General features: G+C 65.1%; 17 protein-coding genes and 1 tRNA gene. 13 read left to right on the plus strand and 5 right to left on the minus strand.

Annotation, left to right across the window (positions count from 1 at the left end):
* The first annotated feature begins 89 nt into the window (after window positions 1-89).
* A tRNA-Met gene (locus EAE28_RS08485) sits at window positions 90-166 on the plus strand.
* 75 nt (window positions 167-241) lie between these two features.
* On the opposite strand, the gene EAE28_RS08490 is transcribed toward EAE28_RS08485, so the two are convergent.
* Window positions 242-538: a glycosyltransferase family protein gene (locus EAE28_RS08490; RefSeq protein WP_127105423.1), complete on the minus strand. Its 297-nt coding sequence runs from the start codon at window positions 536-538 to the stop codon at window positions 242-244.
* On the opposite strand from EAE28_RS08490, the gene EAE28_RS08495 reads away from it, so the two are divergent.
* From EAE28_RS08495 to EAE28_RS08520, 6 genes are all read left to right on the plus strand, one after another.
* Window positions 525-1,046 carry a hypothetical protein gene (locus tag EAE28_RS08495; protein ID WP_127105424.1) on the plus strand — a complete coding sequence of 174 codons (522 nt, stop codon included), beginning with the start codon at window positions 525-527 and terminating at the stop codon, window positions 1,044-1,046. The genes EAE28_RS08490 and EAE28_RS08495 overlap by 14 nt on opposite strands.
* A gap of 207 nt (window positions 1,047-1,253) precedes the next feature.
* The gene (locus tag EAE28_RS08500) at window positions 1,254-3,545 is read left to right on the plus strand and encodes a mechanosensitive ion channel family protein (protein ID WP_127105425.1); all 2,292 of its coding nucleotides are present in this window, start codon (window positions 1,254-1,256) and stop codon (window positions 3,543-3,545) included.
* A gap of 116 nt (window positions 3,546-3,661) precedes the next feature.
* The gene (locus EAE28_RS08505; protein ID WP_127105426.1) at window positions 3,662-3,949 is read left to right on the plus strand and encodes an acyl carrier protein; all 288 of its coding nucleotides are present in this window, start codon (window positions 3,662-3,664) and stop codon (window positions 3,947-3,949) included.
* Window positions 3,950-3,999: 50 nt separating this feature from the next.
* Window positions 4,000-5,253, plus strand: coding sequence for a polysaccharide pyruvyl transferase family protein (locus EAE28_RS08510; protein WP_164736584.1), 1,254 nt, complete (start codon window positions 4,000-4,002; stop codon window positions 5,251-5,253).
* Between the two features lie 3 nt (window positions 5,254-5,256).
* Window positions 5,257-6,120 (plus strand): phytanoyl-CoA dioxygenase family protein, encoded by an 864-nt coding sequence (locus EAE28_RS08515; protein ID WP_127105428.1) that lies wholly within the window; start codon window positions 5,257-5,259, stop codon window positions 6,118-6,120.
* Window positions 6,117-6,935, plus strand: a complete 819-nt coding sequence (locus EAE28_RS08520) for a phytanoyl-CoA dioxygenase family protein (protein WP_127105429.1) — start codon at window positions 6,117-6,119, stop codon at window positions 6,933-6,935. The genes EAE28_RS08515 and EAE28_RS08520 overlap by 4 nt, the downstream gene beginning before the upstream one ends.
* On the opposite strand, the gene EAE28_RS08525 is transcribed toward EAE28_RS08520, so the two are convergent.
* Window positions 6,932-7,792 carry a glycosyltransferase family 2 protein gene (locus EAE28_RS08525; RefSeq protein ID WP_127105430.1) on the minus strand — a complete coding sequence of 287 codons (861 nt, stop codon included), beginning with the start codon at window positions 7,790-7,792 and terminating at the stop codon, window positions 6,932-6,934. The genes EAE28_RS08520 and EAE28_RS08525 overlap by 4 nt on opposite strands.
* A gap of 69 nt (window positions 7,793-7,861) precedes the next feature.
* Here EAE28_RS08525 and EAE28_RS08530 point away from each other — a divergent pair, with 69 nt between their 5' ends.
* The gene (locus tag EAE28_RS08530) at window positions 7,862-9,004 is read left to right on the plus strand and encodes a cytochrome P450 (RefSeq protein WP_164736585.1); all 1,143 of its coding nucleotides are present in this window, start codon (window positions 7,862-7,864) and stop codon (window positions 9,002-9,004) included.
* A 3-nt stretch (window positions 9,005-9,007) separates the two neighbouring features.
* Here EAE28_RS08530 and EAE28_RS08535 read toward each other — a convergent pair whose 3' ends face one another.
* Entirely contained in the window at window positions 9,008-12,028 is a 3,021-nt protein-coding gene (locus EAE28_RS08535; protein WP_127105432.1) for a glycosyltransferase, read from the minus strand.
* A 192-nt stretch (window positions 12,029-12,220) separates the two neighbouring features.
* Here EAE28_RS08535 and EAE28_RS08540 point away from each other — a divergent pair, with 192 nt between their 5' ends.
* The 4 genes from EAE28_RS08540 to EAE28_RS08555 all read left to right on the plus strand — a co-directional run bounded on the left by EAE28_RS08540 (window position 12,221) and on the right by EAE28_RS08555 (window position 19,499).
* Window positions 12,221-13,411: a polysaccharide pyruvyl transferase family protein gene (locus tag EAE28_RS08540; protein WP_127105433.1), complete on the plus strand. Its 1,191-nt coding sequence runs from the start codon at window positions 12,221-12,223 to the stop codon at window positions 13,409-13,411.
* Window positions 13,412-13,478: 67 nt separating this feature from the next.
* Complete coding sequence (locus EAE28_RS08545; protein ID WP_127105434.1) at window positions 13,479-15,140, plus strand: tetratricopeptide repeat protein; 1,662 nt, start codon at window positions 13,479-13,481, stop codon at window positions 15,138-15,140.
* Between the two features lie 44 nt (window positions 15,141-15,184).
* Window positions 15,185-17,494 carry a class I SAM-dependent methyltransferase gene (locus EAE28_RS08550; RefSeq protein WP_246022314.1) on the plus strand — a complete coding sequence of 770 codons (2,310 nt, stop codon included), beginning with the start codon at window positions 15,185-15,187 and terminating at the stop codon, window positions 17,492-17,494.
* Between the two features lie 7 nt (window positions 17,495-17,501).
* Entirely contained in the window at window positions 17,502-19,499 is a 1,998-nt protein-coding gene (locus EAE28_RS08555) for an AMP-binding protein (protein WP_164736586.1), read from the plus strand.
* 65 nt (window positions 19,500-19,564) lie between these two features.
* Here EAE28_RS08555 and EAE28_RS08560 read toward each other — a convergent pair whose 3' ends face one another.
* Window positions 19,565-20,152 carry a TetR/AcrR family transcriptional regulator gene (locus EAE28_RS08560; RefSeq protein ID WP_127105436.1) on the minus strand — a complete coding sequence of 196 codons (588 nt, stop codon included), beginning with the start codon at window positions 20,150-20,152 and terminating at the stop codon, window positions 19,565-19,567.
* A 54-nt stretch (window positions 20,153-20,206) separates the two neighbouring features.
* On the opposite strand from EAE28_RS08560, the gene EAE28_RS08565 reads away from it, so the two are divergent.
* Window positions 20,207-20,647, plus strand: a complete 441-nt coding sequence (locus tag EAE28_RS08565) for a VOC family protein (RefSeq protein WP_127105437.1) — start codon at window positions 20,207-20,209, stop codon at window positions 20,645-20,647.
* A gap of 2 nt (window positions 20,648-20,649) precedes the next feature.
* Here the strand turns inward: EAE28_RS08565 and EAE28_RS08570 are convergent, their stop codons facing one another.
* Window positions 20,650-21,447 (minus strand): universal stress protein, encoded by a 798-nt coding sequence (locus EAE28_RS08570; protein WP_127105438.1) that lies wholly within the window; start codon window positions 21,445-21,447, stop codon window positions 20,650-20,652.
* Window positions 21,448-21,455: the final 8 nt, after the last annotated feature.

Consider the following 21,455-nt stretch of genomic DNA (forward strand, 5'->3'; position numbering starts at 1 on the left):
ACCGCCAGACTGCGCCATTTCCCTCTTGACGCCCCTGCGAGGCTGCCCTAGGAAGCCGCCAGCCAGCAGGCCCAAGGGTCCGGCAGCGTGGCGGAGTAGCTCAGTTGGTTAGAGCAGCGGAATCATAATCCGCGTGTCGGGGGTTCAAGTCCCTCCTCCGCTACCACATTTCCTTTTTCAGAACATTTTGATGCGGTCCGGCCAGTCCGCCCGCTTGCGGCATCATGCGCCGGCGGGCGTTTTACTCCGCCATCGCCAGAAGGGGAGCGATCATGGCGTCGATGGAATGGTGGGTTCGGGCCCAGGCTTTGGCCGAGGCGCTGACGGTCGGGCGGTTGCGGATGACCTGATCCAGAAATTCGACAATCTCGTCCGTCTGGGAATACCGATCAAACCGTATCCCTGTCATCGTCGATCCAACCAGCTCTTCGGGCAAGGCATCTGCCTGACCGACGACAGCGGCACCGGCCAGTTGGGCCTCGACGACCTGGTTTTCGTAAAGCCCGGGATAAACGGTGCGGCCGTTGGCTGGCGGCAAAGCTCTTGGTGGCAAGGGCAAAGTCGCTGTTCATGGCCAGACCGACGATATCATAGCGGTCTGTTATGCCCTTGAAGATCCGGGCATCGCGACCGGGGTCGCCGACCAGAAGGCGCGGTGTATTCTTGGCGACGATCCGCGCAGCTTTGCGGATGGCGGGCCAGAAAGCCTCATCTTCTTTGAAATAGCTTTGCCAGATTACCAGATCGAAGCGTCCCAGATCCGTGTCCGGCTCAATGACGCGGATGTCGAAGGCTTCGGCGTCGACGCTATCGAGGTCGCTCACGCTCTTGCCGAGCTTGGCAAGCCGCGCGTGCTGCGAGCGGATCCCGACCTCAGGCAGAAGCAGCGTGACGTCATGGCCGAGGCGCGAGAACCCTTAGACGAGATTGGCGGACATCAAGGCGTTGAAGCCGGGGTGCAGGTCCGGGTGATGGCCAGAGACACCGGCTTTCATGAAGGATCGTCCTTATATTCCAATGCATTGGCCGTACAGCGCCGCCGCTGACATTGTGTGGTCCGTACCTTGGTCGGAGCCGTGCCGCAACCGCGGCCCAAAAGTTTGGGGTCTGTCTGGACTGGTTCGCGCCGCGTCTCAAGGAGGGGGGGCGCCTTGGCCCGCAAGGCCTACGTTGGGGGAGAAAGCCGCGCTGCGTGCTAGGAACTTTGCGAAGATGCGGTAAGCTGTCTCCTTGGGTTTATCCAGGAGAGTGATTTGCTCGCTGTTGTCCGTCTTGCGCTTTTGGCGTTCGGTCTGCTTGCCTGCCCCGCGCTGGGGCAGGAGGGACGCGACTGGACCGGGGTCTGGGATACGTTCTGGCGCGATGGCGAGGCGCGGATGACCCTGCAACGCGACGGGGATCGCGTGACCGGCAGCTATGTGCCCGGGGCGGGGTCGGTCGAGGGGACACTCGACGGGCGTGTGATGACCGGGATCTGGCGGCAGGACGGGCTGGAAGGGCCGATCGTATTCTCACTGGCAGAAGACGGCCAGAGCTTTACCGGCCGCTATGTCGATGGCGAATACTGGAACGGCAGCCGTGTCGCTCCGCAGGAGATGTCCCAGCCCACGACCCCAGCTGCCACCCCGAGAGAGGCGCTCGAGCGCTTCGTTGCGCTGCAAAATGCAGCCGATTATGGCAGCAACCTGTCGGCGGTGGGCGCCTTGGACGGGTTGATGCTCTATGCGGGCGAACCTCTGGGGGACCGCGATCAGCGACACCGGCGCAACCTGCTGTGGACGCTGATCGACCTGTCGACCTTTCGTCTGTACGACGCGCCGGGTGAGGTTGCCGAGGATAGTGCCGAGTTCCGACTGGGGCCGTCTGCCGCGACGGCCGATTTCACCCTGAACTTTCAGCGCCGTGATGGTGCGTGGCACCTCGTTGCCCCGTCCGAGGCCGCGTTGCGTGCAACGCTCGATCGCTTTCTGTCCACGCTGGGCTATCCGACGCTGGCCGCGCTGAATGCCGCGCGGGAAAACAGCCCCCGGCAGACGATGCGCGATTTTCTGCAAGGCATCCGTGCGTGGAATTCGGGCGGTGAGGCGCAGACGCTGAGAACGCTCGATCTGTCGGGCGTGCCGCCCCGGCTGTATACGGTCGAGGCACCGCTGCTGGCCGAATACCTCAAGCAGGTGATAGACCGCGCGGGCTATGTCACGTGGCAGGAAATCCCCGACGACCCCGAGCGCACGCTGCCCTATGTCTTCTATCGTCACCCCGCCGGGTCAATCGTCATCGACCGCGTCGCGGGGGCCGAGGGTGCGCCGGATCGCTGGCTGTTCACGGCCGAAACCCTGCGCGATGCGCCCGCGCTCTTTGCGGCAATGCAGGATCTGCCCACGGCTGACGGCATTCCGCCGTCGGCGCCCGTTACCCGTTTCTTCGAGATCCGCGAATGGTTCCGCGCGCTGTCGCCGCGGCTGTTGCACCGCATTGGCCCGCTGGATCTGTGGCAATGGATCGCGCTGCCGCTGTCCGTCGCGGTGGCGCTGGTGCTGGGCTGGATCGCGGGGCACGGGGTGACGCTGCTGGCGTTCACGACCCTGCGCCACGCCGAACGCGGGGTCAGGGTCGATGCGACGCGGCTTCTGGGGCGGCCGACCGGCACGCTGGTGGCCAGCGGTGCGGCGGTCTGGCTGTTCACCAAGGCCGGGCTGGCGCAGACGTTGCTGGGCACGCTGACCGTCGTGCTGGCGGCAATCGCCACCGTCGCCGTGGGCTGGTTGTGTTATGTCGGGGTCGAGGTTCTGGGCGGCTATTTCCAGCGTCGCGCGCAGCGCACGCGCGGATTTGTGGATGAGATCGCCACCTCGCTGACGCTGGGAATCCTCAAGGTGATCATCGTGGCGCTGACGCTCATCGCCATGGCTGACGTGACCGGGCTGCCCTATGAAGGGGTGATCGCCGGGCTGGGCGTCGGCGGTGTCGCGCTGGCTTTTGCCGCGCGCGAGACGGTCACCAACCTGATCGGTGGCGCGATCCTGATGAGCGACCGGCCGTTTCGCCGTGGCGACCTGGTCGAGACCGGAGACACCCGCGCCAGGGTCGAGCAAGTCGGCCTGCGCTCGACTCGGTTGCGGACCTTTGACGATTGCACGCTGATCATCCCGAATTCGCAGCTGACCGACAAGTCGATCATCAACTGGGGACAGCGCCGCAAGCGCAAGGTCCAGCTGGTGATTTCGCTGACCTATGACACCCCGCGAGAGCGGCTCGACGTCTTTGTCACCCGCCTGCGCGCGCTCTATCTGGCGCAGCCGGGCGCTGATGCAACGACCGGTTTTGTCGGTCTGAAGGCGCTTGGCGCCTCGTCGCTGGATGTTGAACTGTGGGGGTATTTCTTTGTCGCCGACTACCCCGCGCACGTCGCGGCCCAGCACCGGCTGATCGGGGATATTGTCGAGCTTGCCCAGTCGCTCGACATCCATTTCGCCTTTCCCACCCAGACCATCCATGTCGTGCCGGATGAAGGGCAGGCGGAAGGCGTCAAAAATAACCGATAAATAAAGCCGACAATTACCAACCTGTATTCGATTCGCGGTCTGGTTGCGCAGCGCGCGAAGGTAAGGGATACTCAAAGCGCACTTCGCAGCCTCCCTCTTTATATGAAAGGCGCTTCATGACCTCCGACGCGCACCTGTCACCCCCTGCCGATGCCGAGGCTATCCAGAACTGGATGGTGACCTATATCACCTCGGTCATCGATGTTGCCGCGGACCCCTTTCCGGTTGCCGAACGATTTGACAACTATGGCCTTGATTCCATTGAGATTACGATCATGTGCGGCATGATGGAAGAAACCTATGCAATCGAGGTGGGGCCGACCGAAGTCTTTGATCATCCCAGCGTCACCGAGCTGTCTCAGCATATCGCAGGACGGCTCAAAGACAGGTCTGCCGCGGCGTGACAACGGCGGCAGATCAGCGGGGAGACGTCCGCAACGTCATGATTTGCGGCATGTTCGACATGCGCAACTTTGGCGATCTCTTGTTCCCGCTGATTGCTGAGCATGAGCTGGGTCTGCACGGATACAACGTGCAGGCTGTGTCGCCGACCGGCGCGGCTACCGGGCTGAGCGACGCGATGCCTTCGCGCCCGATTGCGCAGCTTTTCGACCCGGATCTGCCCTGCGCCGCCGTGGTGATCGGCGGCGGGTATCTGGTCCACACGCACCGCATGGACATGCTGCACGAATACCGCGGCCTTGGTGTCGGGGCCTGTGCCGCGTCGTCGATGTGGCTGGGCGCGACGCTAGCGGCGGCGCTGCGTGATGTGCCGCTGGCGTGGAATGCGCCGGGTGTTCCGCACCCGCTGCGGCCCAGTTTTCAACCCCTCGCAGGCGCTGCCTTCGACGCGGCGGATTACCTGTCCCTGCGCGACCCGGGTTCGGTCCGTATGGCGGGTTTGGTTGCTGGTGGCCCGGTGCAGGTGGTTCCTGACCCGGTGCTCGGCCTTGCGCGGATGTGGCCCAAAGCCAGCTTGCGTGGCGATTTTGACCGGCTGGCGCAGCGCCTCGGGTTAACCACACGCGAGGGGATTCTGGCCGTCAGCGTGCGCCGCCGCTCGCTCGGCGATGTGCCCGTCGCAGCGTTTGCGCAAGACTTGGGCGCGCGGTGCAAGGCCTTGAACCTGACGCCGGTGATGATCGGTCTGGGCAGCGCGCATAGCGATGACCGGATCGCGCGCGAGGTATCGGCGGCGTTGACCGCGATGGGCTGCCCGAACGCGGCGCTCGATCAGCCTGAACAGTTGCGCGATATTGCGGCGCTGATCGCGTATGCCTCGGCCTATGCGGGATCGTCGCTGCACGGTTATGTTGCCGCGGCTGCCTATGGCACGCCGGGGCTGTTGGTCGCGCGTCCGGCCTACCGCAAGTTTGACGGTCTGGTGCAGCATCTGGACCGGGACGCGGACAAGGTGAACGACTGGTCGCAGGCGCTGGGCCGGTTGTCCGATGCCATCTGCCAGCCACGCACCACCCTGTCATCGGCTGTCCAGAACGCGCTGACGCAGCATTGGAACCAGATCGTTGCGGCGATCGAAGGCGGGGCCACGCCGCGCCGTGCTGCCCGGCTGCGGTTTGCGGCGCTGTCGATGGGCGAGGGGATGCGGCAGGAGAACGCACTCTGGGCCATGCTTCCCTATACCTCCGCCCGCGACAGGGCCGCAGCCCTGTCTGGCGAAGATGTCGCGCACAAGGAGCCGTTCTGACAGATGACCGACGCCCGCCCCATGTCCAATGCGCTTTCCGCCGATGCCGTCGCGCAGTTCGCGCGCGACGGGGTGGTGGCGCCGATCAACGCCCTGCCGCCGGCGGACGCCCGCCAGTTGCTGGCCGATTTCGAGCGGATCGAGGAGACTCGCCACGGGCGGTTGTCCGGGCTGGTGCGGATCAAGCCGCATTTGTTGCTGCCGTTCCTGTGGGACGTGGTCCACGATCCGCGCATCGTCGATGCGGTGGCCAGCGTTCTGGGGCCTGATATCTTGTGTATCGGGTGCAGTTCGATCGACAAACCTGCTGCATCGGACGGGTATGTTGCCTGGCATCAGGATGCGACCTTCTGGGGGCTCAGCGCCACCGATGGCGCGACGGCGTGGCTGGCGCTGACCCCGTCGACACATGAGTCTGGCTGCATGGAGGTCGTCCCCGGCACCCAGACCCGGCAGCTGAACCATCTCGACACGCAAGATCCGCAGAACATGCTTGGCGCGCGCGAAGAAGTGGCGGTCAAGGTCGATCCGGCACATGCGCGCCCGTTGATCCTGAACCCCGGCCAGATGTCGCTGCATCATCCGCTGGTGCTGCATGGCTCGGGTCGGAACACGACGGCGCAGCGCCGGTTGGGCTTTGTGATCCGCTACGTCGCGGCCAGTGTCCGGCAAGAAGGCGGGACGGCAACGCTGGTGCGGGGCTGCAACCTGTCGGGGATGGAGCTTGAACGCGCGCCCGAGGGCGAAATGCACCCCGACGCGCTGGCACGCCACAGCGACATCGTCCGTCGTGCCGGGCGGGTGATCAGAAACGGCAAGCTGGCGCATCTGGCAGCTTCGTCGGCAAAACCGGTGGACCAGTCATGACCGACACCTTGTCCGAGCGCTTCGCCCAGAGCGGCTATGCCGCGCCGATCCCGGTACTCGAAACGGTTGAGGTCGACGCGATCCTGTCCCAGCTGCTGGCCGCAGAAGCGCGGTTCGGCGGGCAGTTCCCGATGGCGATCAACGCCAAGGCGCATCTGCTGTTTCCCTTCCTGTGGGACGTTGTTCACGATCCCCGTATCCTGGACGCCGTTGCGCAGATCCTCGGGCCGGATCTGTTGTGCTGGGGGTCGAGCTTTTTCTCCAAGGACGCCGGGTCCGATGATGTCGTGCCGTGGCATCAGGACGGCACCTGTTGGGGACTGGATCAGCCCAAGGCGCTGACCGTGTGGCTGGCGCTGACCCCCAGCACGCCCGAGATGGGTTGCCTGCGCGTGCTGCCCGGCAGCCACAAAACCCCGGTTCGCCACGCCATCCGCAACGCGCCATCCAGCATGTTGCCGCTGGGCGAAGAGGTCGCGCTGGAGGTGGATGAGGACCAGATCGTCGATTGCCCGCTGCGTCCGGGCGAAATGTCGATGCACCACGTCATGCTGGTCCATGGGTCGCACCCGAACCGGGCGCCCAGCGGGCGCCGCATCGGCTTTGCGATCCGTTATATCGCGGGCGATGTGGCGCAACGGCATGGCAGCCGGGGGTTTGCGACGCTGGTGCGGGGGCGCGATCACGGCACGTACGATCTGGAGCAACGCCCCGACAAGGCCCTGTCGCCGGAGGCGCTGCGCCGCCACAAGGCGATCCTGCAACGATCCCGTGATATTGTCGCGGCCGAGGCGGCGCAGCTCGACGGCGCTTAGCCTTTGGCCAGCGTGCCGTTGGCCGCGTCAAAGACCCAGCCTTTCTCGCGGACCATGCGCGGCGGATGGCCACGCAGCGCGTTGTAGGCCCGCGAGGCTTGCTTGACCATTGCGACGGTCTTGTCCGCATCGCTGGTCGATGTGCCGCCGTGGATCTGGTGAAAGGTCGAGACGCCTTTCATGTATATCAACTGTGTACCCGGATGGGCCACGGCGCGCGTCAGCATGTCCGGGTTGCACATCCCGCCGCCAGCGTCGGTAAAGGCCGGATCGTAGCCGCCCAGAGCGTCCCAGGTGTGCCGCGCCATGAACAGCGCGTTGGATTCCAGAATAGCCCCCGAAGTGCTGGACATTTCGGGACAGGACACCGCGACGAGATCCGCCTCGGGGTTTGGCCAGCCCGCCGTCTCCAGAAGCGCATCCTCAACGGTCTGGTTGTATCCGTCGCGCGCGCTGACCGACTGGTGGGCGGGGCCGAACTGGCGGTTCATCGTGGCGATGACCGGGGCAGGGTGATGGGCAGCCGCCGCCCGGACACAGTCCAGCAGATTGGCCGAGGCCAAGCGCGCCCCGTCGATCCACGCGCCGATCAGCGGGGCCTTTGCCAGCGCCAATGCCTCGTTCATCGCGCCGACAGGTGAGGCGCTGGGTCGCGAGACACGACGGATCTGCGGCGCGGGCTCCATCGCGGGGGCAACGGGCAACGAGTCCGAGCCATTGTCCACGACTATGATCTCGTAGTGCAGATCATCAATGCCTTGTTGAAAGGTCCGCGACAATGACCAAAGCGTGCGTGGTAACTCGCGCGCCATGTTCCAGCAAACCACGACAACCGAGATTTCAGGAGAGTCGGCCAATTTCGCTTTCCTCAATGATGTGAAAGGCCTAGGTTGACCGGACCATAGTCATGTCAGGCCTTTGCAACAATGCCCCATGCGGACAATCAGGCACGGCGGCGGGCGTCAATCGCGGACGGTTGTCGCGATCCGATCGAGAGCAGAGCGCCGCACAGGATCGGGTTCGGCAAGTGGCGCGTGTCGCGGATGGCCGATGTTCGCGGCGTTATGTCCGACGCCGCGACCACCGTCGATCTTGTCCTGTCCAAACGACTTGCACTGGAATGTCAGCGCCAGAACCAGACCGACGCCTCGCTGTTGACGGTCTTTGGGGCTGTCCTGCGTGCTCACCGTGTACCCAATGACGCCGAACGGCGCGCGGCCAACGCGCTGACCAAGCGTCTGGCCGAACAGGTGCCGGATCTCGACGTCGCCGGATTTTTGCGCGACCGCATTACCTGCCGGACGACAATCGAAGTTACTGCCGGGCTTGTCCGACCGCTTCTCGGCCGGTTGCGGGCGACGGCGTTCGGGCTGGATGAGGCGCTGGCAAACGCGACCGAAGCCCAGTTTGCCCAGACTCTTTACGACATTGACGAGTTGGGTATAGACGATCTGTCGCGTCTGCAATCCCGCGCGGCCGAGGCCTTTGCGCTGCTTGAGCAGTTGGATGTTCAGCACTCGACCTGCGGCGACATACCTGCCCTGCATTGGCTCTCACCGGCATTTTTGGCCTTGAGACCGCTGACGCATCTCACCGTTAACATGATGTGCAACCTTGCCGAAACGCCCGATCTGCAAGAGCGCCTGCGCGCCGAGCCCGCGCTGCGCGCGCCTTATCTGCTGGAGGTAGAGCGCCTTTATGGGAGCTTGCGGTATGTGTGGCGCCAAAGCGGGGCGCAGCCGCTGGAACTGGGCGATGTCACGCTGCCGCCCGGCAGTCTGGTGCTGCTCGATCTGGTTTCGGCCAATCGCGATCCGGCGGTTTGGGACGAGCCCGACACGCTGCGTCTGGATCGCCCGCGCGCTGTGACTGCAAGTTTCGCCTTTGGGCCTTTGGGCTGTACCGGCGCCCTGGCAAGCCGTCTGTTTCTGGCGCGCGTTCTGGACGCGCTGCTCGACGGCTGGCGTGTAAGCCTGCCCGCGTCGGCTGCTGAAGCCCGGTGCGAGCTTGCGACCTGGTCGGTCATTCGGGGCTACGAGCGGTGCCCGCTGGTCGTTGAGCCGATCTGAGTACTATGGGAACCGCGCGCGCAACCGTTCATCGACGTGCGCCCAGATGGTGTCCATCTTGCTTTCCCACGATAGCGCTTTTTTCAGCGCATCGGGCATCTGCTTGCGTGGCTGAGTGCTCGCTTCGATCAGCGTGTCATTCACGGCGCGGATAAAGCCGTCGGTGTCGGTCGCTGCCCGGATCTCGCCCTGCATGTCGTCCAGATTGGCGACGCCAGACGTGACCACGGGCACCCCCAGCGAGCGATAGACGTACACCTTCAGCGGGTTCATCCGGTCGGACATATCGTTGCGGATATGCGGAACGATGGCGACATCAAAGCCCGCGATACAGGCCTGCGCCGCGTCGTGACGTCGGACCCCCAGAACATGCACATTCGGCAAGGCAAGCATCCGCGCCCGTTCAGCCTTGAGGGACAGTTTGCCGATCAACACGATCTGCACATCGGGCCGTGCGCGCGACAGCGACTCGACCAGATCGAAATCGAAGCGGTCGTTCATATTGCCGCAATAGCCAACGACCGGCCCCCCCAGCCGCGTGATCTCATCCGCCGGGCGCGGGGGTGCCTGCGGTGTGTCGACGCCATTGGGGACCATCAAAGTCTGCAACCCTTCGCCTGCCAGGGCGTCGGCAACCGGCACGCAATTGGCCAGTGCCAAATCGGTGTGTTGCGCCATGAAACGGTAGTTGTCGCGGATCATCCGATCCTTGAGTGCCGAGTTCGTCCAGAACCGTTGGTCGTCAATGTAATCGGACACGATAAAAGGAAAGTTGAGCCGCGCCTGCACATCGGCAAACCCGTCGACCACCGGGCAGACCCAGGCGATACAGTTGTCGATCATCTCCAGTCCGCGCAGCCAGGACTCGACCACATTGGGGAAGCTGTCAGGCGACAGCAGGCGCGTGCCCAGCACGGTGTCACCCGCAGTTCCCATCACAAAGCTGCGGCGAAACAGATTGCCCTCATCCGCCAGTCCCGCCAACCGCAACAGCGCGTTGGCCGAGCTCATCTGCCGTTCGTTGTCAACCGGGGGGCGCATCGGGTTGGTGTTGAATTGCAACTGCTTGGCCGCAATCGGCGCGTCGATATGCAGGACGCGCCCGATCTCGGGGCGGCGCGCCAATTCGCGCACCAGCATGTCCTGACGGCGGCCATACAGCCCGGAATCGTTTTGCTTCCAGAAGAAGGCGACGTTGATCGGCTTGTCGGAGTCGATCGTGCGGGCCAGCGACGGGGCGCAGCGCAAATGCGGTGCCGCAAGGGCCGACAGATCTGCCGGCAAGACGCCCGGCATCTCGGTGTCGATGAAACGCAGCAGGCGCCCGGCATCGGCGGTCAGGCGCTGGGTGGACTGACGGGCGGTCGTGATCGCGTCCAGCGCGCGACGCTGGTTGGGCCCGTACGCCATCTCTTGCGCAAAGAACGGATGGACGCCTTGGGGGCGCGGCTGGGCAAGAACCGCGCGCAGGCGCTCGCTCAGAACTTCGCCTTTGGCAATCGCCATGGCGGCCCCGGCCTCGATGACATCGGCAACGGGCGGGACATCGGTGATCAGCACAGGCGAGCCGACGGCCACCGCGTCCGTCAGCTTCGCCGGGGTTTGGCTTTGCGAGATCGGGCTTTCGCGATCTTGCAGCAGCACCACCAGATCCGCCATCGCATTCAGGTCCAGCACCCGCGAGAACGGCTGCTCGTACAGCCGTTTCAGGCGCAGGCCGGGCAGGGCCTTGAGCGCGTTTTCCATGTCGGTATCGACCGCGGATCCGGCAATGCACAGCACAAGATCGGGATCATTCTGAGCCACGACCGCCTGCGCCAGTTCCAGCAGGCCCTTGTGCCGACGCGGGGTGCCCAGAAACAGAACCACCCGGTCTTGCGGCGCAAACCCGTGCGTCAGGCGCGTTTGCGCGCGCGCAGCAATCGCGCGTTCGGCGTCCGCGTCCCGGCGGCCGTGCCGGACCAGAGCCGCACCGTGGCGCGCGCTCAGAACCGGGTTGCAGGCGGTCAGGCCATCGACCATCGGCACCATGCCCATCCCCAGCTCGGTCCAGATCTTGCCTTGCGGGCGTTGCCAGTCCTGCGGCTCCATGCGCTCGACAAAGCTTTGAAAGTCGCGCGGCGCTTCGCCGTTCACAAAGGCCAGCTCATCGTCATCGAGGTCGCACAGCACGGTCGCGCCGTGTACGTGTTTGTAGAGCAAACCGATCAGCATCGACGGAAAGCGCGGCTTCGAGATCCACACCGTCTTTGCCGGCCATTCCTGTACCAGCCGCAAGCTGCCTTCAACGAGGTGACGAAAATGCGGGGCGTTCCAGCCTATGATCGGCACCGTGCGGTCGGCGTCGGCCAGCGGGGGCCACAGCTCGGTGCCATACATCGGGAACATTGGTCCGGCGACGGCAGTGGGCACGGCATCGCTGATCGTTTCAGCCATGGTGATCCCCCGACCCACCACGTTGTGGGCTATGTCCCAGGAGACAACCAGCACACGTTCTTGCGGGGTCGCGGTCAGGAAATCTGCCGGCCCTTTCGCGGGCCAGATCCGCAGCGGCGCGGGCGCGGTCCGGGTGCGCTGTTTCTCGACCTCCTCGGCCAGCTTGTCGAGCCGGGTCTTGATTTTCGCGTTGTCGGGCATGCGCGCATGCGCGTCCCGCAGATGAACCAGCGCGCGATCACTGTCGGCATGGCACATCGCCAGGTCGGCTTCGATCAGCGGTGTCCATGGGAATGCAGGCGCGATTGTGCGCAAGGTCGCAAGATGCGTTTCCGCGTTCTCCAGCGCCCCGGTTTTAATGCAGATATCGGCCAGCCGGATCAAGACGACTGCGGTCGGTCCGGCCTTGTCGAGTGCTTGCGAATAAAGCTGCGCGGCCTGTTGAAACTGACCCGCGTTGAACTGGGCTTCGCCCTGTATCAGCAAGGTATTATACGAGGGGCTGTCGGTGTCCGAAGGCCGCGCTGGCGCGGTCTGCTCGGGGCCTTTCGTCAGATGCGGCGCGGTCTTGCCGTCCAGAGTTTTCATGTCGCTGTCGCAGGGTCCGGTTCTTTTGGCCAAAACGCACGAATGCGGTTGCTGAGGGTGTTGCCGGGATGATTTACTAATGCAATAGCCAAATCAATTCAGAACGGTAGAAGGCAGGGGGTCGACGGCGAGCGTTCCGTGGTCCGATGCAGGGGTAACGGGTGTCATGTCGAAAACAAGCGGCTCTTGAAGATGGCAACTGCACGCCAGACCCGTCGCGTCGCCATCCTGGGCACATTTGACGTCGAGAATTACGGCGATTTGTTGTTCCCGCTGGTCGCGCAGGCGTGTCTTGCAGAGAGCGGGATCGAGGTCGTTGCCGTGTCGCCGACCTCGGAACTGACCCGCTATCGCGATGCGATCCGGCCAATATCGTTCAAGGAAATGACCGCGACAATCGAGAGTTTCGATGCTGTTTTGATTGGTGGCGGCAATATCGTCCACCTGCATGATTTCGGTTTGCCGACCTATGCCGCCAGCGCCTACCCGTCGCTTTGGGTCGGTGCCACGGCGCATGCGGTGCTGCACGGCAAAGCGGTGCTGTGGAATGCGCCCGGCGTGCTGGCTCCGCGTGATCCGGGCGAGCCGCCAGCGTGGTTGCGGCGGGTTGTCGAGGCGGCGGACCACTTCATGGTGCGCGATGAGGCCAGCGCCCGCGCACTGGCGCGGTGGTCGGGGCGCAGGCCAGAGGTTCTGCCTGACACGGCGCTGGATCTGCCGCGCCTGTGGTCTCCTGCAACGCTTGCCGCGCGGTTCGGCACCGTCAAGAAAAGCCTCGGCGTCGCTGCGCAAACGCCGGTTGTCGCCGTGCATGTCAAGCGCCGCAGCCTTGGCGCGCTGGATGTCGCGCGCTTTGCGGCGGCGCTGGATGCGGCGCTGGGACAGGCGGGTGCGGTGGGGATCTTGCTGGCGCTGGGACGATGCCATGGCGATCACGAGCTGGTGCAGGAGCTGCACGGGCTGATCCCCGACCGCACTGCTCCCTTCGACGGGGCCGAGGCGCTGGGCGACGTGGCAGCAGTGATCGCGGGCGCGCAGGCGCATATCGGAGCCTCGCTGCACGGCCACATCACGGCGGTCGCGTATGGGACGCCCGCGCGGCTGGTGGCGGTTCCGGCGCTGCACAAGTTCATGGGGCAGGCCGAGCAAACGTCCCGTCAGGACGAGCTGGCCTCAGACTGGACGGCCGCATTGGCCGACCTGCCCGCGCTTGTGACCGCGCCGCGCCGGTCTCTCGATCCCGCAGTTGGAACACGGCTGCAAGCCCATTGGCAGGCTGTGAGCGCCCTGGCGAAAGCCGAGCAGCCGCGCCAGAAGCGGGCGGCGGTGTTCGACGATCCTGATCCCGACACCGCGCTGGAAAAGGTGCTTCGGGTATCGTAGTGATGCGTCTAACACGTTTTGGTTGTGTGTCCGCTTGTTTTGGGCGTCAGAGCGAATGAGGGGCATAATGGATCAGGCCAAAAGCGAAACCTGGGATCATGCACGGGTCAATCGGCTGATCGAACAGAAAGACTACGCAAACGCCGCATCGCAGATCGCCGCGTTTCTGGACCAGCAACCCAAGTCGGTCGCGCCACGGATCGCACGGGTGCGGTTGCATCTGGCGACGGGCGAGGGAGCCGAGGCGCGCGCCCTGGCAACGCAGCTTCTGGCCGACGCACCTGACAATCTTTGGGTCTGGGCGCTTGGCATTCAGGCCCTGACGCAGGACGGTGACATCGAGGGTGCCGTTGCATTGTTTGGCGACGGTCAGGCGCGGCTTTCGCCCGATGAAAACGCGCTCACGGCGGCGGTGAACGGGCTGTTGCCCGCGCTGGGCAGCTGGTCTGCGCAGGTCGCTTTTCTGAAAGACGCGCTTGCCCGGCAACCCGACAGCCGCACCGTGCAACTGCGTCTTGCCAGCCGTGCGATGCAAGTCGGCGAGTTCGATCTTGCCCAGCAACTGCTGCAAAAGGCCGAAGAGACAGGGCCGCTGCCAGCCTATGCCAAAAGCATTCAAAGCCGTCTTTATCCGATGACGGCCAGCATGGCCGACTCGGCCGAGCGGGTCGCGCAGGACATCAGCCAGGGCAATGAGACCTCGGAAGCGCTGTGCCGCCTGTGCCGCTTTGCGGCAGCGGCGGGCAATTTCGAGCAGGCGGAGCGTGCTCTGATGCGCGCGCTCGATCTGTTTCCGGCGGACTGGCGGGTGCTTTACCGGCTCAACCGGGTCTTCCTGCCTGCCGCGCAGGATACCGCCGTGTACGCGCGTCTGGCGACGCAGGCCGAGCGTGGCGAGGTTGACCAGAACTGGCAGCTGCAATTCGCCCTGTTCGCGCTGCGTGCGGGGCAGGTGGACACGGCGCAGCGGGTTCTGAGGCAGCTCACGCAGGATCCGCGCATCGGTGAGACGGTGCTTTCCGTGCTGGCGGCGCTTGAGGCGCTGGGCGACGCGCCGCCACGGGCAGGGGTGCTGCAGGATTCGGATCTGTGCGTGGTCAGGGCAGAGAACCCTCAAGGGACGCTGTTTGTCTTCGGCAGTTTTCTGGGCGGGGTAAACTATGTGCCCAATCGCAATCTGGATGCGCTGTTTGCCGATCTTGCGGTGAATGTCGTCTATTTGCGCGATCCCTACGGGAGGGCCTTTCTGAAGGGCCTGCCCGGTTTCGGTGACGGGGAAGCCGATTTGCATCACAGGCTGCAAGTGCTGGCAGCGGAGCTGGGCGGCTCGAAGATCGTCACGTTGGGCAGTTCGGCGGCGGGCTACGCCGCTTTGCGCGCAGGTCTGGCGATCAAGGCAAACGCGGTGATATCGCTGGCCGGGCTGGTTGCGCCGTCGCGCGACCACGACGCGCAGGCAACGCATCTCAGGCAGGGCGACGCCGAGCTGTTCCGCGAGGCCAAAGAGCCGGTGGACCTGAGGCCGGCACTGGCGGGCCAGCCGCAGACGCATCTGACGCTGGTTATCGGCGACAGCTATGCGCCGGATGTCGCGCGCAGTGACGCGGTGAAGGGGATCGCCAACGCGACGGTCATCGCCGTTCCGGGGGCGACCACCCACCATGTCGGCATGCCTGCGATGGCCAGCGGGCTGTTGCGGGATCTGGTGCGCGACGCGTTTGACCGGTGACGACGGCTGACCAGCGTGCGCAGCGGCAAGGACAAGGGAAGGGCGTGGCTTTGACGGGACGTGATTTCGACGGGCTCTGCTCGATCTGCGGCGCGGCGGGTACGTTCGTGCGCGGCGACCACCGGTCTGTGCGCGAATCCTACCCCTGTCCGAAGTGCCGGTTCACCCTGCGGTGGCGCGATCAGGCGGGTGTTATTCTGGACGAGTTCGCGCGCGGGCAGGCGGTTTCGCTGGATGCACTGATCGCAAAAGGCCTGCTGGATACCGTCGATATTTTCGAGCCCGCGCTGCGAGGCCCCTTCGTTCGCCGTTTTCGTGGTCTCCCCGGCTATGTGCAGTCTTATTTCACCCCCGAACTGCCCTTGGGCAGCACCCGGGACGACGGCGTGCGCAACGAGGATCTGACGCAGCTGACCTTTGCCGATGACAGTTTTGATCTGGTGATCACCAGCGACGTGATGGAGCATCTGCCTGATATCGAGGCCGCGTTTGCCGAGATCCTGCGCGTGCTGCGACCCGGTGGGTGTCACGTCTGCTCGATCCCGAATGACTTTCCCTTTCCCGAGACCACCAGCCCGCGGGTGGAAATCCGCGACGGGCAAGAGTTCAACCTCAAGCCGCCGGTGTATCATAACTCGGGTGATGGCTCGACGTGTCTGGTGTACACTGACTACGGCGCGGATCTGACGGATCTGATCCGCTCGCTGGGCGGGCATCTGTCCGTGGTGCGGCGCAGTGGCGTGCTCGAGACATGTAACACCAACGCGACCTTCGTAATGCGTAAACTGGGGCCGGTAACTGCAGCCCGGCAGACACCCCGCACAGGGGCCGCTGCGCCCGCATCACCGACCGTGACGACGAAAGATCAAAGCCCGATGACCGCGACCAAGCAATGCCCGATCTGCGACGGAACCACGTTTCAGGACTTTGGCGGGCGCAAGGATGCGCGCTGTTCAACCTGTCAGGGGGTCGAGCGGACGCGGTTGATGTACATGGCGATTGAGCGCTTGGGCGGCTTCGAAGCAGGCAAGCGCGTGTTGCATTTTGCCCCCGAACTGGGGCTGGGGCGGCGGTTTCTGGCGCTGTCGGGCGAAAAGTATCACCCCGTCGATCTCGCTCCCGAACGCTATAAAAGCAAGGTGTTCACGGTCGGCAAAATGGATATGTGCAGCGATCTCGCCGGGATCGCCGACGACAGCTATGATCTTATCGTGCACAGCCATGTGCTTGAGCATGTGCCCTGCGATGTGACGGGCGTGTTGCAGCAGCTTGATCGCATTCTTGCGCCGGGCGGCCTGCATTTCCTCTGCGTGCCCATCCGTGGGGACGAGACGATCGAGGATCTGTCCCGCAGCCTGACCGACGCCGAGCGCATGGAACGCTTCGGGCAGGAAGACCATGTGCGGGTGTTTGGCAGCAGAGATCTGCAAGCGCAACTGGCGCAGGTCTGGGGGCCCGAAAAGCATCTGATCGACCCCTTGGCGCTGTTTGAACCGGAGGTTTTGCGCCGCGCCGCTATCCCGGCAGAGGCGTGGAAGGGCGTTTCTGGCCACAGCATTTTTTACTACCGCAAGGGCGGGCAATCCCCCGCTGACGCCAAGCCCGTTACTGCCGCGCCTGCGCCCAAAGCGCCGCCGGCCTTTCCAAAAGAAGATGTCTTCCCCGGCTCAAAAATCACCCATGGCCTCAAGTTTCTGCGCCGGGACAACCCGTGGCCGGAATTCCCTTGGGGCGAGCACGCGCCGTTCATGCTGGCCCTCGACGCCAACGGACGGGGCGGGCGCGAGATCATCACGCGTGAGATCGTCGACAAGAATGTCACCCTGATGGCCGAGGTCGGCTGTTTTCTGGGCGGGTCCGTGCGGCATTGGCTGGATGCAAAGCCCGACCTTACCGTGATCGGAGTGGACCCGTGGGATGGCAACTGGGCGGCCTATATCGAGCGGATGGTGAACCATCCGCAAATGGCGCGTCACGTCTGGCACATGGACGACGCCGAGGTCGCGCGCATCGTCCAGATGCTGCGCCAGTATGGCAACTACGGCGTCGCGCTGAATAACCTGCGGCTTTACAAAGAGCGCTTCATCCCCGTGCGCCGCTTCTCGCCCGAGGCGCTGTTCTATCTCTCTGAACGCCAGATCCCGATCGAAATGATCTATATCGACGCGTTCAAGCACCGCGACGATCTGGATGCGGCCTATGCCTATTATCCCAATGCGATCCTGAGCGGCGACGACTGGCTCTGGCCGGACGAAACCGGCAAATTTGTCATGCAGGATCACATCAAGGCCTTCGCCCACGAGCACGGGTTCGAGATCGAGAGCAGCCGTCAGACATGGCTCTTGCACCGGTGAGCCGCACGTGAGCTTGCCAGCCCTTCTGCTGCCACAGCAGATCGCCCGGAGCGCCGTGCGGCGGCCCGAAAAACTGGCGTATGCTTTTGTCGGGCCTGCGTCCGAGCCGGAAGAACTGAGCTATGCGGCGTTGCTCGCGCGCGCCTCGGGTGTCGCCGCGATGCTGCGCGCGGCGGACTGTGGCAAGGGCGCACGGGTCGCGCTGGTTTTCGAGCCCGGTCTGAACTTTGCCGTCGCCCTGCTGGGCGCGTTCCTTGGCGGTTGCGCGGCAGTGCCGGTCGCGGTTCCGTCCAGCGCCAAGGCGCGCGGGCGCGCCGATGCCATCCTGCGCGAGAGCGGCTGCAGGGCGGTGCTGACCGACACGCAAACTCTTGTCGGTGTGCCCGACAGCTGGCCCGCCGAGATCGCGCGCGCGCGGTGTCTGCGGGTCGACACGGCGGTCGACTCGCCGGTGATCGCGCCGCAAACCAGCCCGGACGATATCGCCTTTCTTCAGTATACCTCGGGCTCGACCGGTGCGCCCAAAGGCGTTGTGGTGACACACCGGGCCTTGCTGGGTCAGATGCACGCCATCCAGCGCGCGGTGCAAGGCAGCGAGGACGAGCGCGTCGTTACCTGGCTCCCGCCCGAGCATGACATGGGGCTTGTCGGCGGTGTCTTGTTCCCCTGCTGGCTTGGCGGGTCGGTCTATATCCTGTCCCCGCAAAGCTTTGTGCGCCGTCCGGTGCTGTGGCTGGACACGATCAGCCGGTATCGCGGCACGATCACCGTCGCGCCCAACTTCGCCTTCGAGCTTTGTGTGCGTACCATATCGCCCTCCCGTCGGGCCGAACTGGACCTGTCGTCGTGCCGCGTGCTGCTCAACGGCTCGGAACCGGTGCGCCCCGAGACGATCGACGCCTTTGTCGAGACTTTCGCGGATGCAGGCCTGTCGCCCGGTGCCGTCATGCCCTGCTACGGTCTGGCCGAGGCAACGCTGCTGGTCGCCGGAGCAGTACGCGGCAGCGGCGCGCTTTCCGCGTGGTTTGACCCAACGGCATTGGACCAGCGGCAGGTAACAGAGGTGGCTGAGGGGCAGGGGCGGCGGCTGGTGTCGTCGGGCCTGGTGCGCACCTCGCACCCCGTGCGCATCGTCGACCCCGACGCGCGCCGTACCTGCCCACCGGACAGGATCGGCGAGATCTGGATCGCTGGCGACAGCCTCGGCTCGGCCTATCACAACCGCCCCGACGCCAGTGAGGCCACTTTCGGTGCCCGGCTGGACGATGGGTCGGGCCCCTATCTGCGCAGCGGCGATCTGGGGTTTTTGTGGCTGGGTGAGCTGTTCGTGACCGGCCGGATCAAGGACGTCGTGCTGTGGCACGGGCGCACGCTGCATGCCTCGGATCTGGAGACCAGCCTTGAGGGCGTCGACCCCGGTCTGCGCCGGGGACGGGTTGCGGTGCATCAGCGCCCGGACGGCGCGGTGGCGGTGTTGTGCGAGATCACGCCCGGGCGGCTGGCGGAAGGCGAGGCGCTGGCCGCGCGGATCTGGCGGCAATTGCTGGACCGGTCAGGGGTCGAGGCGGCGCATGTCCTGTTGTTGCGCACGGGCAGTCTGTTGTGGACAACCAGCGGCAAACTGCGCCGCGCCGACAGCGATGCCGCGCTTGCCGAGACACCGGAGCGGGTGTTGCTCGACTGGTCCCCGCGCGCTGCGTCTCAGACGGCGCAGGCGCGCGCGGTGGCGATCGCGCAGCTGAAACAGGCGCTGGCCGGGACGGGCGATCCCTATGCCGCCTATCTTGGCTTTTTCGCCGACTGGATCGCGGTCGCCACGCAGCAAGAGGTGGACGCGGTCGACCCGATGCTCGCCTGGGCCGATCAGGGGCTGGATTCGCTGATGATCACCGAGATGATCCTCGATCTTGAAGCCGCCACCGGGCAGACCCTGACAGCCGATATCCTGTTTGAGCTGCCTGAGCCTGCAGCCCTCGCCGCCGCCCTTGCGCGCGGAGCGCTGTAGCGTCTGCCAGACCCAGCGGTCGGCGCGTCGGGTGAGCGTTTGAACCGCGACACCTGGCTTCGCGCTCACGCGGCTTTCAGCAGCGCCATCGCCTGCGCGACCAGCCCCAGCGCAAAGGCCTTGTCCAGCGGCAGATGCCCGACCAGCAGGCGGTAAAAGATCGGTGCGTAGATCATGTCGAGGCACACGTCCCCGTCGCGGGGCGCGGCGATTTCACCCGATGCTACGGCCTCGGCGATCAGCGCCCGCCCGGCCTCGCGCCCGGACAGGATGACGCGGTTGCGGAACGCGCGGGTCATCTCGCTGTCGCGATCCGCTGCCGCCAGTGCCAGCCCGATCTGCCGCCCCCGCGTGGTGGCAAAGGCGGTCACAATGCCGAGGATCTGTTGTTCGAGCCTTTCATGCAGGCTTCCTGTCGGGTGTGCGGCGGCGGCGGGGTGCCCCTCCATCAAGGCGGCCATCGCCAGTTCGCTGGCATTCGCCCAGTGGCGGTAAAGTGTCGGCTTGCCAACGCCTGACCGCGCCGCGACGCCTTCGATGGTCAGGCGGCCAAAGCCATCCTGCATGAGGATCTCGAAGGCAGCGGCCAAGGCCTTGCGCTTTGCGGCCTGACTGGGCGGACGGCCACGGGGTTTGGGGATGTCTTGACTCATTATATTACGGATCGTAACGTAAATATAAATATGAAGCAAGCCAAGGATCAAACAATGCCGCTGTCTGTCACGCCCTATCTGGTCGCGAAGGGGGCTGAAAAGGCCCTCGCTTTCTATGTCCAAGCCTTCGGCGCGGTTGAGGAATTCCGCATGACCGACCCCGGCGACGGGCGCATCGGTCATGCCGAACTGACCATCGGCACCTCGCGGATCATGCTGAGCGATGAGTATCCCGATTTCGGCGCGGTCAGCCCCGATACCCTGGGTGGCACAGCGGTGACGCTGCATCTGGCGACCGAGGCTGTCGATGCTGACGTGGCCCGTGCAGCTGACGCCGGGGCCACCGTGCTGCGCGCGCCGGCAGATCAGTCGTTTGGCGAGCGCACGGCGACGGTAATGGACCCGTTCGGCCACCGCTGGATTCTGTCGCAGACCGTCGAGACGGTCACGCCCGCGCAAATGCAGAAACGTTGGGAAGACGAGACGTCGGCCTGACGTCAGGGGGCCTTGGCAACCAGCACATCGGTGGGCGGCGCGCGCATCAGGTCGCGGGCGTAATTGCCCAGGGTCTGAGGGTCTTTGCCCGACTGCGCGCCCAGACAGATCAGATCGGCACCCAGTTCCTCGCGCCGGAAAGCCAGCACCTGATGGACCCCACCGGGGACGATCTCGGGCGGTTCGGCAAGCGCGGGCAGGCCGGGGGTCTGCAGGAAGGCGTCGCGCGCGGCTTCGGCTTTCTCCAGTGCAGCCTCGCTGTCACGGCTTCCCCGGCTGAACGCCGAGCCGGGCTCGAGCGCGTGAATGGCGTGGAATTCGGCCTGCGGGGCCAGCTGCGCGGCAGCGATCAGCGCCGCCGCCGAGCCGGGCGAGAAATCCGTGGCCAGCAGCACCTGACGATAGGGCCGCTCGGGCGGTAGCTGCGCGATCAGCACAGGGCAGGGCGCGGCCAGCACGATGCGCTCCATGGTGGTCAGGCGCAACAGGTCCAGCACCCGCCGCTCGCGGTGCAGGCCTAGCACGATCAGTCCGGCGTGTTCGGTTGTTGCCAGTTCAGACAGCGCCGCGCCGGATTCGCCGCTCAGCACCCGGATGCCGTTCGACCCTGCGTCGCTGGCAACGCGGGTCAGCGCGGCCTCGATTTCATCGCGGTTGCGGCGCTTCTTGCCCTCGTCGGGCAGCACATGCGCCAGCAAGACCTGCGCGCCGGGCTGCCGGGCCAGAAGGCGGGCGCGGCCGGGCACCTGCGCCGAGCGGTCGGTAAGGTCAGTGGCGGCGATGACAGAGGCAAAGGGCATGGCGGGCT

The organism is Pararhodobacter zhoushanensis (assembly GCF_003990445.1).
GTDB classification, from domain to species: Bacteria; Pseudomonadota; Alphaproteobacteria; order Rhodobacterales; family Rhodobacteraceae; genus Pararhodobacter; species Pararhodobacter zhoushanensis.